This is a genomic window from Frigidibacter oleivorans (assembly GCF_003993775.1).
GTDB lineage: Bacteria > Pseudomonadota > Alphaproteobacteria > Rhodobacterales > Rhodobacteraceae > Frigidibacter > Frigidibacter oleivorans.
Genome location: NZ_RJRZ01000001.1, coordinates 242,103 through 256,094 on the forward strand (window position 1 = coordinate 242,103; position 13,992 = coordinate 256,094).

General features: G+C 67.0%; 12 protein-coding genes. 10 read left to right on the plus strand and 2 right to left on the minus strand.

Features of this window, described 5'->3' with window-relative positions:
- Positions 1 to 11 precede the first annotated feature (11 nt).
- Both EEY80_RS01295 and EEY80_RS01300 read right to left on the minus strand, forming a co-directional pair.
- The gene (locus EEY80_RS01295; RefSeq protein ID WP_126974748.1) at positions 12 to 1,373 is read right to left on the minus strand and encodes an aspartate aminotransferase family protein; all 1,362 of its coding nucleotides are present in this window, start codon (positions 1,371 to 1,373) and stop codon (positions 12 to 14) included.
- Between the two features lie 34 nt (positions 1,374 to 1,407).
- A complete protein-coding gene (locus EEY80_RS01300) occupies positions 1,408 to 2,187 on the minus strand; it encodes an IclR family transcriptional regulator (RefSeq protein ID WP_164738097.1) in 780 nt (259 codons plus the stop codon).
- Between the two features lie 208 nt (positions 2,188 to 2,395).
- On the opposite strand from EEY80_RS01300, the gene EEY80_RS01305 reads away from it, so the two are divergent.
- The 10 genes from EEY80_RS01305 to folD are packed head-to-tail and all read left to right on the plus strand — an operon-like array spanning position 2,396 to position 13,986.
- Positions 2,396 to 4,852 carry an FAD-dependent oxidoreductase gene (locus EEY80_RS01305; protein ID WP_126974750.1) on the plus strand — a complete coding sequence of 819 codons (2,457 nt, stop codon included), beginning with the start codon at positions 2,396 to 2,398 and terminating at the stop codon, positions 4,850 to 4,852.
- A 26-nt stretch (positions 4,853 to 4,878) separates the two neighbouring features.
- On the plus strand, positions 4,879 to 6,132 hold the full coding sequence (locus EEY80_RS01310; protein ID WP_126974751.1) for a Tm-1-like ATP-binding domain-containing protein: 1,254 nt from the start codon (positions 4,879 to 4,881) through the stop codon (positions 6,130 to 6,132).
- Between the two features lie 40 nt (positions 6,133 to 6,172).
- The gene (locus EEY80_RS01315) at positions 6,173 to 7,660 is read left to right on the plus strand and encodes an aldehyde dehydrogenase (protein WP_126974752.1); all 1,488 of its coding nucleotides are present in this window, start codon (positions 6,173 to 6,175) and stop codon (positions 7,658 to 7,660) included.
- Positions 7,657 to 8,343 (plus strand): HAD-IA family hydrolase, encoded by a 687-nt coding sequence (locus tag EEY80_RS01320; protein WP_126974753.1) that lies wholly within the window; start codon positions 7,657 to 7,659, stop codon positions 8,341 to 8,343. Before EEY80_RS01315 ends, EEY80_RS01320 begins: the two co-directional genes overlap by 4 nt.
- The gene (locus tag EEY80_RS01325; protein WP_126974754.1) at positions 8,340 to 9,629 is read left to right on the plus strand and encodes an aspartate aminotransferase family protein; all 1,290 of its coding nucleotides are present in this window, start codon (positions 8,340 to 8,342) and stop codon (positions 9,627 to 9,629) included. The genes EEY80_RS01320 and EEY80_RS01325 overlap by 4 nt, the downstream gene beginning before the upstream one ends.
- Positions 9,626 to 10,570 (plus strand): phosphotransferase enzyme family protein, encoded by a 945-nt coding sequence (locus EEY80_RS01330; RefSeq protein WP_126974755.1) that lies wholly within the window; start codon positions 9,626 to 9,628, stop codon positions 10,568 to 10,570. Before EEY80_RS01325 ends, EEY80_RS01330 begins: the two co-directional genes overlap by 4 nt.
- A gap of 1 nt (position 10,571) precedes the next feature.
- Complete coding sequence (locus EEY80_RS01335; RefSeq protein WP_126974756.1) at positions 10,572 to 11,357, plus strand: SDR family NAD(P)-dependent oxidoreductase; 786 nt, start codon at positions 10,572 to 10,574, stop codon at positions 11,355 to 11,357.
- A gap of 54 nt (positions 11,358 to 11,411) precedes the next feature.
- Positions 11,412 to 12,170 carry an electron transfer flavoprotein subunit beta/FixA family protein gene (locus tag EEY80_RS01340; RefSeq protein WP_126974757.1) on the plus strand — a complete coding sequence of 253 codons (759 nt, stop codon included), beginning with the start codon at positions 11,412 to 11,414 and terminating at the stop codon, positions 12,168 to 12,170.
- On the plus strand, positions 12,170 to 13,096 hold the full coding sequence (locus EEY80_RS01345) for an electron transfer flavoprotein subunit alpha/FixB family protein (protein ID WP_126974758.1): 927 nt from the start codon (positions 12,170 to 12,172) through the stop codon (positions 13,094 to 13,096). The genes EEY80_RS01340 and EEY80_RS01345 overlap by 1 nt, the downstream gene beginning before the upstream one ends.
- The gene (folD, locus tag EEY80_RS01350) at positions 13,093 to 13,986 is read left to right on the plus strand and encodes a bifunctional methylenetetrahydrofolate dehydrogenase/methenyltetrahydrofolate cyclohydrolase FolD (RefSeq protein ID WP_126974759.1); all 894 of its coding nucleotides are present in this window, start codon (positions 13,093 to 13,095) and stop codon (positions 13,984 to 13,986) included. Before EEY80_RS01345 ends, folD begins: the two co-directional genes overlap by 4 nt.
- Positions 13,987 to 13,992: the final 6 nt, after the last annotated feature.

Consider the following 13,992-nt stretch of genomic DNA (forward strand, 5'->3'; position numbering starts at 1 on the left):
GGTCATCCCCATCAGGCGACCGAGGCCAGACCCGCGTCGAGGGCCGAAAGAATGATCTCCACGTCCGCTTCGCCGACCACCAGCGGGGGCGACAGGATGATGTTGTTGCCCGAGACCCGCAGCATCGCTCCGCTCTCATAGGCCACGCGATGCACCTTGCCGATCGTCTTCTTGTCGATCGGCGTCTTGGCGTCCCGGTCCGAAACCAGTTCGACCGCGCACATGAGCCCGTGGCCGCCGCGCACATCGCCGACCAGCCCGTATTTTTCCTTGATGCGCCCGAGCCCGGCCCACAGCTGTGCGCCGCGCGCGGCTGCATTGTCCTTGACCTGAAGGCGCTCGGTCTCCCTGAGACAGGCGATGGCCGCCGCGGCGCCCACGGGATGACCGGAATAGGTATAGCCCGACCCGATGGAGCCCTTTCCCGAGCGGTCGGCCTCGAAGACCTCGGCAACCTGGTCGGCGATCATGACGGCGCCGAAGGGAAAGTAGCCATTGGTGATCGCCTTCGCCGTGCACATCAGGTCGGGCCGGACGCCCCAGTGGCGAGACCCCGACCAGCTGCCGGTTCGGCCGAAGGCGGTGATGACTTCGTCCGCGATCAGAAGGATGCCGTGCCTGTCGCAGATCTGGCGGATACCCGGCATGAAGCTTTCATGCGGGGGAATGACGCCGCCCGCGCCCAGGACCGGCTCCATGATGAAGGCGGCGACGGTCTCGGCCCCCTGAAACGCGATCTCGTCCTCGAGCGCCGCAAGGCAGAGCTGCGCGAGTCGTGCGGGATCCGTCTCGTCGAAGGGGTTGCGATAGGTGTAGGGCGCGGGAATGTGGAAGCAGCCCGGCATCAGCGGTTCGTAGGCCGTGCGGAAATTCGCATTGCCGTTCACGGAGGCGCCCAGCGTATGCGTGCCGTGATAGCCCTTCTTGAGGCTGAGGAACTTGATCCGACCGGCCTCGCCGCGCAGCTTGTGGTACTGGCGTGCGAGGCGCAGGGACACCTCCACCGAATCGGACCCGCCCGAGGTGAAGAAGGCCCGCACCAGGCCATCGGGCGCGAAGAATTCCCGCAGCATGGTGCTGAGCTCGATCACCGCGTCGTTGGAGGTGCCGCGAAAGATCGAATAGTAGGGCAGCCGGCCCAGCTGATCGGCGATGGCCTGTTTCACCGGCTCGCAGGAATAGCCGAGGTTCACGTTCCACAGCCCGCCGACCGCGTCCACCGTCTCGCGGCCATCCACGTCGACGATCCGGACGCCGTGCCCCTCGACGATGATGTCGGGCGGATTGGCGATGCTGTCGGCCGGATGCGCCATCGGGTGCCACAGGTGGCGAGCGTTGTTTTCCTTCAGAAAATTCGCGTCTTGCTGGGTCACGGCAGCCTCCGGCACAGGGTTCAGGTTGTCTCGTTCAGTCGTCCGGGTCTTCGGGGGCCTGTTCTGAATTCGGCCCCCCCACCAGCGCGGTCTCTAGCTTGCCGACCCCGGTCCGCAGGGACTCGACGAGAAACGCTTCGTGGTCGGGCGTCAGGTTCAGATCGGGCACCGCGATCGCGATGGTGCCGGACGGATCGGCGGAGCCGAGGAAGAAGGGCATGGCGACGCTGGCGACCCCTACTTCGACCGTGTTGCGCGTGCAGGCATATCCGGCGGCGCGGGTCCGCGCGAACAGCACCCGAAGCTCGTCGGGATCCGTGACCGTCAGATGCGTCAACCTCTCGCGCGGAAGTTCGAGCAGGCGTTCCTGCGTGTCCGGCGTGCAGTAGGCCAGGTAGGCAAGCCCGGACGAAGACGAGTGGAACGGGTATCTGTCCGCGGGCCGCAGGTTGATGACATTGCCCCGCGGCGGCAGGTTGTAGGCAACCGTCGACATTCCGGCCTGCCCGGCGATGCTGACATGGACCGTCTCGTTCGTCGCCCTGCACAGCCAGGCCGAGACGATCTGCGTCGCCCGGACCATCGGGATCGTCGCCTCCCGAAGCCGCGCGAGCGCGAGAAAACCCGATCCGAGAAAATAGCGCTGATTTTCAGGGTTCTGTTCGATGAAGCCGCTTTTCATCAGCGAAACCAGTATCCTGCGGACGACCGCCTTGTCCTCGCCCGTCATCCGGGCCAGTTCGTTCAAGCCGATCTCCAGCCGCTCCAGAGAGAACTGGCGCAGCAGGGTCATGGCCTTGTCGACGGTTGTCATGAGTCGCGTCCGCCTTGGTCGCCCGGGCAACATCAAGGTCATGGGTAAGATCATCCACGGGCGTCGCACCAGAAAAAAGCACCTGTAGTGCGATAATCGCACCTCTGGTGCTTTTCTTTTTGAGCTTCCTCGCCGCGTCGCCATGTTTGCCCGCAAGTCGACTCTTGCCGGCCCCCGTGGTCGCACCGTGATGAAAGGCGGAAACCCGATGACCAGCACCCTTCCCGAAAACGCTCCAGTCGTCATTGTCGGCGGTGGCATCATCGGGGTGTCGACGCTCTATCACCTCGCGAAGCGCGGTGTTCCGGCGGTCCTGATCGAACGCCGGAAGCTGGCCAGCGGCACGACCTGGCACGCGGCCGGCATCGTCGGCCAGCTGCGCGACAGCACTGCCCAGACCGAGCTTGGCAAGTACACCGCGCGCCTGTTCCGCGACCTCGAGGAAGAGACGGGTCAGGCGACGGGCTACAAGCCCAACGGCACCATCAACCTCGCCCTCGGCGACGTGCGCCACGAACAGCTGCTCCGCAGCCACGACCACGCGGTGCGCATGGGGATCGAGACGCAGCTTCTGTCCGTCGCCGAGTTGCAGGAAAAGTGGCCCTGGATCGAGACCTCGGACGTGAAGTCGGCGTTCTTCGTCCCGTCGAACGGACAGGTGAACCCGCTGGACGTGACCGTTGCGATGAGCAAGGGCGCGCGCGCGAACGGCGCGCAGGTGTTCGAGAACACCAAGGTGACCGACCTGCTCGTCAAGGACGGCAAGGTGGTGGGCGTCGAGACCGACAGGGGCGTGATCGCGACAGGCAAGGTCCTTCTGGCCGGCGGCATGTGGAGCCACCTCTTCGCCAAGGCCAAGGGCGTTACCGTGCCGCTGCACGCGACCGAGCACTTCTACATCGTGACCGAGCCGGTAGAGGGACTGCCCAAGACCCAGCCGATCCTGAACATCGCCGAAGAGCGGACCTACTGGAAGGAAGATACCGGCAAGCTGCTCATCGGTGCCTTCGAGCAGAAGGGCAAACCCTACGGCGAAAACGGCATCCCGGAGGATTTCGAATTCGACGAACTGCCCTTCGACATGGACCATGTCGAGGCGAACCTCGAGAATATGTTCGAACGGATGCCCGCCCTTGCCGAGATGGGCATCCAGACCTTCTTCAACGGGCCCGAGAGCTTCACGCCGGACGGACGCCCCTATCTGGGGCCGACTGCCGAGATCAGGGGCCTCTACGTCGCGACCGGCATGAACTCCAACGGCATCCTCAACTCGGGCGGCGTCGGGCTGACGATGGCAGAGTGGATGATCGACGGCGCGCCGTCCCGCGGGATGGGACCGATGCTGGCGCGGCGCGCCCATCCCTTCCAGTCCAACACCCGCTACAACCGGGATCGCGCGACCGAATCCGTGGGCTTCCACTACGGCGTCTCCTGGGTCGGGCGGCAGATCCACTCGGCCCGCGGTGTCCGCCGCGTCCCGCTGCACGACCGGCTGGCCGAAGCCGGCGCGACCTTCGGGGAACGGATCGGCTGGGAAGTCCCGATGTATTACGATCCGGACAAGAAGGGCTGGAACGAGGAGCCGAACCTGCGCTGGAAGGACTGGGCCCCGCATGTCCGGACCGAATGCCTGGCGGCACGCGACGCGGCCGTGCTGATCGACCAGTCGATGTATGCCAAGATCCAGGTGCAGGGGCCGGATGCCGTCCGGGCGCTCAACCGGGTCTGCGGGGCCGAGATGGACGTGGCGCCCGGCATCTCGGTCTACACGCAGTTCCTGAACACGCGCGGCGGTATCGAGGCCGATGTCACCGTGACCCGGACCGCGCATGACAGCTTCATGGTCATCACCGGCCACCCGAGCCAGATCCGGGATCAGGCCTGGATCAGGGATCACGCCGACCCCGACTGGCGGTTCGAGATCTTCGACGCGACCTCGGCATACGGGCTGATCTCGATCCACGGGCCCAGGTCCCGCGAGATCCTGTCGGCCCTGTCCGGCGTCGATCTGTCGGACGCGGCCTTCCCCTTCGGCGCCGCGCGCGAGATCGACATCGCCTATGCCCGTGGCTGGGCGATCCGCCGTTCGTTCCTGGGCGAGCTCGGCTATGAGCTGATGCTGTCCACCGAATTCATGGCCGGCGTCTACGAGGCGCTGATGGAGGTGGGCGCGAAGCACGGCCTGCGGCACATGGGCATGTATGCGATGAATTCCTGCCGGCTGGAAAAGGGCTTCCGCCACTTCGGCCATGACATTGCCGAGGACGACACGCCCTATGAGACCGGTCTCGGCTTCGCCGTGAACCTCCGCAAGGACGATTTCCTCGGCAGGGAGCGGCTCGCCGCGCAAAAGGCGAACGGACCGGCACAGAAGTACCGCACCGTGTCCTGCATCGTCGAAGGCGTCGATGCCACGGGCCCCTACCTGATCCACAACGAGCCGGTCTGGCGCGACGGCGAAATCGTCGGCCATGTCACCTCGGGCGACTGGGGCTTTCGCATCGAGGCGATGGTGGGACTCGCCAGTCTTCACAGGGATGGCGGCGTCAGCAAGGACTGGATCGAAGAGGGCGGCTTCACGGTGCAGATCGCGGGCGAGATGTACCCGCTGAAGGTCCAGCTCGCACCGTTCTACGACCCGTCCGGCGCGATCATGCGGGGCTGAAACAAGGTCCGGGGAGGTATAAAAAAATGACCGACAAGACAATCCTGATCATCGGCACATACGACACCAAGAACGATGAACTCGACTTCATCGCCAACAAGATCCGGTCGCTGGGAGGGGGCACCCTGACGCTCGATGTCAGCGTCCTCGGGGATCCCCTGCACCCGACCGACATCTCCAAGCACGAGGTCGCCCAAGCTGGCGGCAGCTCGATCGAGGAGGCCATCGCCAGCGGCAGCGAACATGTCGCCATGAACATCATGGCGACAGGTGCGTGCAGGCTGTCGCGTCAGCTGTGCGATGCGGGGCGCATCGACGGGGTGATCATACTGGGTGGCACGATGGGCACCGACCTGGCGCTCGACGTCTGCCAGGGATTGCCTCTGGGTCTGCCCAAATATGTCGTCTCGACCGTCTCATTCTCGGCGCTCATCCCTTCCGAACGCCTGTCGCCGGACGTCCAGATGATCCTCTGGACCGGCGGGCTCTACGGTCTGAACGCGATCTGCCGCTCTTCCCTGGCCCAGGCCGCCGGTGCGGTTCTGGGCGCGGCACGGGCGGCCGAGCCTGCGGCCAGCGACAAGCCGGTCATCGGCATCACCTCGCTCGGCACCTCCTGTCTGAAATACATCAAGTTCCTCAAGCCCGCTCTGGAAGAGCGCGGTTACGAGGTCGCGGTGTTCCATGCGATGGGCATGGGCGGCATGGCCTTCGAGCAGATCGCCGCGCAGAAGGGCTTCGTCTGCGTGTTCGATTTCGCGGGCTCGGAACTGGGCAACCTGCTGGCCGGCTCCGTCGTCAATGCCGGACAGGATCGCCACCGCGCCGCCGGCAGGGCCGGCATCCCGCAACTCGTGGCGCCGGGATGCATGGACCTGATCGACTTCGCGGGCTGGCAGGAGGTTCCCGAACGCTTCCGGGACCGGCCGCTGCACATCCACAACAAGCTGGTGAAGAACACCGTCTACAACGCGCAGGAGCGGCGCGAGATCGCGCGGGAACTGAACAGGCGGATCGGGGAAAGCGCCGCGCCGACGCACCTGCTCATCCCGGGCGGCGGGATCGAGGAATGGGACAAGCCCGGCGGCGACTGCCACGATCCGGAAGGTCTGGAGGCCTTCCTGTCCGAGCTGCGCGCCACCGTCGCGGACCGCGTGTCGGTCAGCGAAACCGACGCGCATATCAACGACCCCGAGTTTTCGGCCGTTGCCATGAAGATCTTCGACGACTGGGTGGCACAGGGCATCGTGCCCGCGGCGGGGCGACCGGACGCGGCATGACTTCGGACGGATCACGAGCATTCCAGACAGGGCGCAAGACATGCTGAACCAGGCATCCATCGACGCACTCCGCCACGCGAAAGTGCCACCGCAGACCCACTTCATCGGCGGCCGACGCACCCCTGCAATCGAGGGCGCCATGCTCGACGTGATCTCGCCGATCGACGGCCGGGTCCTGACGCAGATTGCCGACGGCAGTGCCGCGGATGTGGGCGCGGCGGTCGCGGCCGCGCGCGAGGCATTCGACGATGGCCGCTGGTCCCGGATGGCGCCTGCGGCCCGCAAGAAGGTTCTGCTGCGCCTCGGCGATCTGATCGAGGCGAACGCGCTGGAGCTCTCGGTTCTGGGCGTGCGCGACAACGGCACCGAAATCGGCATGGCCTTCAAGGCCGAGGCCCTGTCTGCCGCCGCCACCTTCCGCTACTATGGCGAGGCCATCGACAAGGTCTATGGCCAGATCGCGCCGACGGCAGAGAACGTGCTCGGCCTTGTGCATCACGCGCCCGTGGGCGTTGTCGGCGCCATCGTGCCGTGGAACTTCCCCCTGATGATCGGCAGCTGGAAGATCGCCCCGGCGCTTGCCGCGGGCAACTCGGTCGTGCTGAAGCCGGGCGAGACCGCCTCGCTGACGCTGCTGCGGATCGCCGAGCTTGCCAGCGAGGCGGGCGTTCCGGACGGCGTCTTCAACGTGGTAACCGGCCGCGGAAGCGTCGTCGGCGAGGCGCTCGCGCTCAGCATGGACGTCGATATCCTCGCCTTCACGGGCTCGGGTGCGACGGGGCGGCGGCTGCTGGAATATTCCGCCCGCTCGAACCTGAAGCGTTGCTACCTCGAACTGGGGGGGAAGTCGCCGAACATCGTGTTCAGCGACGCGCCCGATCTCGCGGAGGCCGCCAAGGTTTCGGCCGCCGGCATCTTCCGCAACTCGGGCCAGGTCTGCGTCGCCGGATCGCGACTGCTCGTGCAGGAGGAGGTGGCCGAGGACTTCGTGGCCGAAATCGCCCGCCACGCGGCAGCCTTCCGGGTCGGCGACCCGCTGGACCTGACCAGCCAGATCGGCGCGGTGCATTCCGAGGCCCAGCTTGCCGCCAACCTCGACTTCGTCAGGACGGCCGAAGCGGAAGGCGCAGAACGCCGGGCCGGCGGCGAACGGATCCTGGCCGAGACCGGCGGCACCTACATGCAGCCGACGGTCCTTGCCGGCGTGAAGCAGACCGACCGCCTGTTCCAGAACGAGGTCTTCGGGCCGGTCCTTTCGGTCACGACCTTCCGGGACGAGGACGAGGCGGTGCGGCTCGCCAACGGCACCGCCTTCGGGCTCGCGGCGGGTGTCTGGACGTCGAACCTGTCGCGCGCGCATCGCATGATCGGCCGCATCCGCTCGGGCGTCGTGCATGTCAACACCTATGGCGGCTCTGACCTGACCGTCCCGCTCGGCGGGCACAAGCAGTCGGGCAATGGCCACGACAAGTCCCTTCACGCCCTCGAGAAATACGTCGACCTGAAGTCGGCCTGGATCCAGCTATGACCGAAACACACGCACTCCCCGCCAAGGCCATCATCTTCGACTTCGGCGGCGTCATCTCCCGCACGCTGTTCGAGACGCACCCCCTGACCGAGGCGAGCCTCGGGCTGCCCTCCGGCAGCCTGACATGGATGGGGCCGTTCGATCCCGCGACCGATCCGCTGTGGCGCGACATGCAGGCCGATGTCATCTCGGAACGCGACTATTGGTATGCCCGCACCCGCGAACTCGGCGGCCTCGTCGGCAAGGAATGGACCGAGTTTTCGGATTTCGTGAAGGCGGTGCGCGGCGACGCGCCGGCCGAGGTGATCCGGCCCGAATTCCTGCAGACGGTGGAGGAGGCGCTTGCAGCGGGGCTGCGGCTGGCCGTCCTCTCGAACGAACTCGACCTGTTCTACGGGGCGGATTTCCGCACGAAGCTGCCGTTCCTGGCGCAGTTCGACGCCATCGTCGACGCGACCTATACCGGCATCCTGAAACCCGACCCGCGCGCCTACGAGACCTGCCTGGCCGAGCTTGGCCTGACGGCCGGCGAGTGCGTCTTCGTCGACGACCAGGACCGGAACATCAAGGGGGCCGAGAAGGTGGGGCTGCGCGCCGTCGCCTTCGACGTCACCCGCCCGGCCGAAAGCTATGCGAGGGTCCGCGCGGCGGCGGGCCTGAACCCCACAGGAGGCACGGCATGAAACGCGACATCGACACGCTGATTGCGGACCGCAAGCGACTCCTCGGGCCGAACGTCTCGACCTTCTATGACGATCCGGTGCATGTGGTGCGCGGCGAGGGCGTCTGGCTGTGGGATGCCGAGGGCCGCAAATACCTCGATTGCTACAACAACGTCCCGGTGGTGGGTCATTGCAACCCCCGCGTGGTCGAGGCGATCTGCCGTCAGGCAGCCACGCTCAACACCCACACGCGCTATCTGCATGACGGGATCCTCGACTATGTCGAGAAGCTGACCGGCACGATGGATGCCTCGCTCGACACCGCCGTCCTGACCTGCACCGGGTCCGAGGCGAACGACATCGCGCTGCGCATGGCCGAGGGCATGACCGGCAAGCGCGGGATCATCGCGACGGATGCCACCTATCACGGCAACACCGCGCTGGTGAGCCAGCTCAGCCAGTCCAACAGGCCCACCGTGGGCTTCGGCCTCGGCCAGTATTTCCGTTTCGTCGAGGCCCCCGACAGCTACCGCCACCCGGATCCGGACGGCACGCGCTTTGCCGATGCCGTGGCCGAGCAGATCGCCGAGCACGAACGGTCCGGCACCGGCTTCGCCGCGCTCGTCATCTGCCCATACTTCCTGAACGAGGGCTTTCCCGACAACCCCGACGGCTGGCTGAAGCCGGTGGCCGAGGTCGTGCGCAAGGCCGGCGGGCTGCTGATCTGCGACGAGGTGCAGTCGGGGTTCGGCCGCACCGGCACCCATATGTGGGCGCACCAGAAGATGGGCGTGGTTCCCGACGTGATCACCCTGGGCAAGCCCATGGGCAACGGCCATCCCATCGGCGGCCTCGTGACCCGCAGCGAGATCCTGTCGACCTTCCGCAAGGGCTATCGCTACTTCAACACCTTCGGCGGCAATCCTGTCTCCTGCGCGGCCGGGATGGCGGTTCTGGAGGAGATCGAGGAAAAGGGCCTGGTCGAGAACGCGCGCGTGGTGGGTCAGCACGCGCGGCGCCGGCTCGAGACGCTCCGGCAGAAATACGATTTCATCGGCAACGTGCGCGGATCCGGACTGATCTTCGGGGCGGAAATGGTCCTCGATCGCGAGACGAAGGAACCGGCGAGCGACTTCACCGACCGCGTCATCAACGCCATGCGCCATCGCGGCGTGATCCATTCCAAGCTCGGACGGCACAAGAACACGCTCAAGATCCGCCCGCCGCTGCCGTTTTCCATCCAGAACGCCGATCTGCTGTTCGATACGCTCGACGACGTTCTCTCTGAAACGCCGCTCCGGTCATGAGCGGGGTGGTCGAGACGGCCCTCGCGCAATGGGGCTTTGACGGCGCGGCCTGTCGCCTGGTGGCGGCGCGGGAGAACAAGGTCTACCGCGTCGATCACGAGGGCGCCGCCTATGCCCTGCGCCTGCACCGGCCGGGCTATTGCTCGGAGGCCGAGCTGCGGTCCGAACTGCAATGGATGGCCGCCGCCGACGCGGGCGGGCTGCACGTCCCGGCGCCCGTCGCTTCCGGGGCAGGCGCGTACCTGCACATAATCGACGGGGTCGCCGTCGACGTCCTGCGCTGGCTCGAGGGCCAGCCGTTGGGCAAGACGGGCGTGCCGCTCGAGCTTGACGACCGCACCGGCCTGTTCCGCGCCATCGGGCGCGAGATGGCCCGCCTGCACGAGGTCTCGGATGCCTGGACACCGCCCGGGGGTTTCACGCGCCGCCGCTGGGATCGCGACGGACTGCTGGGCGACGCGCCCGTCTGGGACAGGTTCTGGGACAACCCGACGCTGTCGCCGGAAGACCGGGCGCTGTTCCTGCGCCTGCGGAAGGTGGCGACGGCGGAGCTGACGGCGCGCGAGGCGGACCTCGACTACGGGCTGATCCATGCGGATCTCGTGCGCGAGAACCTGCTGATCAATGGCGACAGGGTGAACCTCATCGACTTCGACGACAGCGGCTTTGGCTTCCGCCTGTTCGACATCGCGACCACCCTGCTGCGCAACCGGACGGAACCGGACTTCGAGGCGCTGAAGGCCGCGCTGCTCGACGGCTATCTGTCGGTCCGCGACATCGACCTCGCGGCACTCGACCTCTTCGTGGTGCTGCGCGCCGCCACCTATGTGGGCTGGATCATCTCGCGCATGACCGAGGACGGGGCTGCGGCGCGAAACGCGCGCTACATCGACACCGCGCGCGGCCTGACCGAGGCCTACCTGTCACGCAAGGGAGGATGACATGAGCCGTTTCGACGGAAAGACCGTGATCGTGACCGGAGCGGGCACCGGTATCGGCGCGGCCACGGCCCGCCGCCTGTCGCAAGAAGGCGCGAACGTGATCCTCACCGGTCGGCGGCCGGAGCCCATCGAGGCTGTCGCCGCATCCTGCAACGGCGTGGCCGTCGCGGGCGACGCCGCCTCGAAGGATCACGCCGAGGCTCTCGTGGCGCTGGCCAGAAGCCGTTTCGGCGGCCTCGATGCGGTCGTCTGCAATGCCGGGGGCTTCGGCTTCGGCACCCTGACCGAAATTTCGGACGGGGACTGGGCCAGGGCGGTCGAGGCCAACCTGAACACCGCGATGGTCACCGCCCGCGCGGCCATGCCGGACCTGATCGCGCGCCGGGGCAACATCCTGATGATGGCCTCCATCGCCGCGCTCGCCTCGGGGCCCCAGGCTTGCGGCTATGTGACGATGAAACACGGCCTGATCGGCCTGACGCGCTCGATCGCGCGGGATTTCGGCCGGCATGGCGTGCGCTGCAACGCCATCTGCCCCGGCTGGGTCAGGACCGAGATGGCTGACATGGAAATGGCGGAGCTGATGGAGCGCAAGGGCCTCGGCAGCAGGGAAGAGGCCTATGCGCTGGTGACCAAGGACGTGCCGCTGGGAAAACCGGCCCTGCCGGAGGACGTCGCCGCCGCGGTCGCGTTCCTCTGCTCCGCCGAGGCGTCGATGATCACCGGCGCGGTGCTGACCGTCGACGGCGGCGCGACCGTCGTCGATGTCCCGACCCTGGCCTTCTGACATCCGGAGCTGCCTGTCCGACAGGCCCGAGAGCATGAAACGAGGATTGAAGCCATGAAGGTGCTGGTACCCGTGAAACGGGTGATCGACTACAACGTGAAGGTTCGTGTCAAGGCGGACGGCTCGGGTGTCGATCTCGCCAACGTCAAGATGTCGATGAACCCGTTCGACGAGATCGCCGTCGAAGAGGCCGTCCGCCTCAGGGAGGCCGGCACGGCCGACGAGGTCATCGCCGTGTCCATCGGCGTGAAGCAGGCGCAGGAGACGCTCAGGACGGCCCTCGCGATGGGGGCCGACCGCGCGATCCTGATCGTCGCCGCCGATGACGTGCATGTCGATATCGAGCCGCTGGCCGTCGCCAAGCTGCTCAAGGCGTTGATCGACGAGGAACAGCCGCAGCTCGTGCTTTGCGGCAAGCAGGCCATCGACAACGACTTGAACGCCACCGGCCAGATGCTGGCCGCGCTGCTCGGCTGGTCCCAGGCCACCTTCGCCTCCGAGGTCAGGGTGGAGGGCGATCATGCTCTGGTCACCCGCGAGGTCGATGGCGGCCTGCAGACCATCAAGACAAGGATGCCCGCAGTCGTCACCGTGGACCTGCGCCTGAACGAGCCGCGCTACGCCTCGCTGCCGAACATCATGAAGGCCAAGAAGAAGCCGCTGGAGGAACGGACGCCCGCCGATTTCGGCGTCGATGTCAGCCCGCGGCTGACCGTCGTGCAGACCGAAGAGCCCGCCAGCCGCGCCGCCGGTGTCATTGTCGGCTCGGTCGATGAGCTTGTGTCGAAACTCAAGGAGCGGGGAGCCGTCTGATGGCCGTTCTTCTACTTGCCGAAGTCACCGACGGCGCCCTGTCCATGGACGCCACCGCCAGGGCGGTAAGCGCCGCCGGCGCCCTCGGCGACGTCACCGTCCTGTGTGCCGGAGCCTCCGCGGCGGCCGCCGGCGCCGAAGCCGCCACCATCGCCGGCGTGGCGAAAGTGCTCGTCGCCGAGGATGCGGGCCTCGGCCACCGCCTCGCCGAGGCGACGGCCGACCTGATCGCGGGGCTGGCGGGCGACTATTCCCATATCGTCGCCCCCGCGACCACCGACGCCAAGAACGTGCTGCCCCGGGTCGCCGCGCTTCTGGACGTGATGATCCTGACGGATGTCATCTCGGTCGTCGATGCCGACACGTTCCGGCGCCCGATCTACGCCGGCAACGCGATCCAGACAGTAAAATCGGCCGACGCGACCAAGGTCATCTCGTTCCGGACCTCCTCGTTCGAGGCCGCCGGCACCGGCAATTCCGCCCCGGTGGAGACGGTCTCCGGCGCGGCCTCCGACCTGTCGGAATGGGTCGAGGACAAGGTCGCGACCTCGGACCGGCCCGAGCTGACCTCGGCCAGGATCGTCGTCTCGGGCGGTCGCGGCGTCGGCTCCGAAGAGGACTTCGCCCTGATCGAGACGCTCGCCGACAAGCTGGGCGCCGCGGTCGGCGCAAGTCGTGCGGCCGTCGACTCCGGCTTTGCCCCGAACGACTGGCAGGTGGGCCAGACCGGCAAGGTCGTGGCGCCGGACCTCTATGTCGCGGTCGGCATCTCCGGTGCGATCCAGCACCTCGCGGGGATGAAGGACTCGAAGATCATCGTCGCCATCAACAAGGACGAGGAGGCGCCGATCTTCCAGGTGGCCGACTACGGGCTGGTCGCCGACCTGTTCACCGCCGTCCCGGACCTGATCGAGAAGCTGCCATGAGCGCCCACCTCATCGACGGCAAGGCATTCGCCGGGGCCGTCCGGTCCCGCGTGGCGGCCCATGTCGCCGCCCTCGCCGCCCATGGCCAGCCGGGACTGGCCGTGGTTCTGGTGGGCGAGGACCCGGCCAGCCAGGTCTATGTCCGCTCCAAGGGGCGGATGACCGTGGAGGTCGGCATGGCCTCGGTCGAGCACCGGCTTCCCGCCGAAACCCCGGAAGCAGAGCTGCTGGCGCTGATCGACAGCCTGAACCGGGACGACAGCATCCACGGGATTCTGGTGCAGCTGCCCCTGCCGGGGCACCTGGACGCGAACCTGGTGATCAACGCCATCGATCCGGCCAAGGACGTCGACGGATTTCACGTCCTGAACGTCGGCCGCCTCGGCACGGGACAGACCGGCATGGTGCCCTGCACGCCGCTCGGCTGCCTCCTGATGCTCAAGGACTACCACGGCAGTCTTTCGGGTCTCGAAGCCGTGGTCGTCGGCCGGTCGAACATCGTCGGCAAGCCGATGGCGCAGCTCCTGCTGGGGGAAAACTGCACGGTCACGATCGCCCATTCGCGCACCGCGAACCTCGCCGGGGTCGTGCGCCGCGCCGACATCGTGGTCGCCGCCGTCGGCCGCCCCGAGATGATCGCCGGCGACTGGATCAAGCCCGGCGCCACGGTGATCGACGTCGGCATCAACCGGATCGCCGCCCCTGAAGAGGGCGCGGGCAAGACCCGGCTGGTCGGCGATTGTCATTTCGACAGCTGCGCCGCGGTGGCCGGTGCCATCACGCCGGTACCGGGCGGCGTCGGCCCGATGACCATCGCCTGCCTGCTGGTGAACACGCTTCATGCGTTCTGCGACCGAAACGGGCTTGCCCGGCCCACTGATCTGACCTGAGAGAAA

Bases quoted from the DNA above. Each gene is read 5' to 3' on its own strand.
- EEY80_RS01300 (WP_164738097.1), bottom strand. From the start codon at position 2,187: ATGACAACCGTCGACAAGGCCATGACCCTGCTGCGCCAGTTCTCTCTG.
- EEY80_RS01305 (WP_126974750.1), top strand. From the start codon at position 2,396: ATGACCAGCACCCTTCCCGAAAACGCTCCAGTCGTCATTGTCGGCGGT.
- EEY80_RS01310 (WP_126974751.1), top strand. From the start codon at position 4,879: ATGACCGACAAGACAATCCTGATCATCGGCACATACGACACCAAGAAC.
- EEY80_RS01315 (WP_126974752.1), top strand. From the start codon at position 6,173: ATGCTGAACCAGGCATCCATCGACGCACTCCGCCACGCGAAAGTGCCA.
- EEY80_RS01320 (WP_126974753.1), top strand. From the start codon at position 7,657: ATGACCGAAACACACGCACTCCCCGCCAAGGCCATCATCTTCGACTTC.
- EEY80_RS01325 (WP_126974754.1), top strand. From the start codon at position 8,340: ATGAAACGCGACATCGACACGCTGATTGCGGACCGCAAGCGACTCCTC.
- EEY80_RS01330 (WP_126974755.1), top strand. From the start codon at position 9,626: ATGAGCGGGGTGGTCGAGACGGCCCTCGCGCAATGGGGCTTTGACGGC.
- EEY80_RS01335 (WP_126974756.1), top strand. From the start codon at position 10,572: ATGAGCCGTTTCGACGGAAAGACCGTGATCGTGACCGGAGCGGGCACC.
- EEY80_RS01340 (WP_126974757.1), top strand. From the start codon at position 11,412: ATGAAGGTGCTGGTACCCGTGAAACGGGTGATCGACTACAACGTGAAG.
- EEY80_RS01345 (WP_126974758.1), top strand. From the start codon at position 12,170: ATGGCCGTTCTTCTACTTGCCGAAGTCACCGACGGCGCCCTGTCCATG.
- folD (WP_126974759.1), top strand. From the start codon at position 13,093: ATGAGCGCCCACCTCATCGACGGCAAGGCATTCGCCGGGGCCGTCCGG.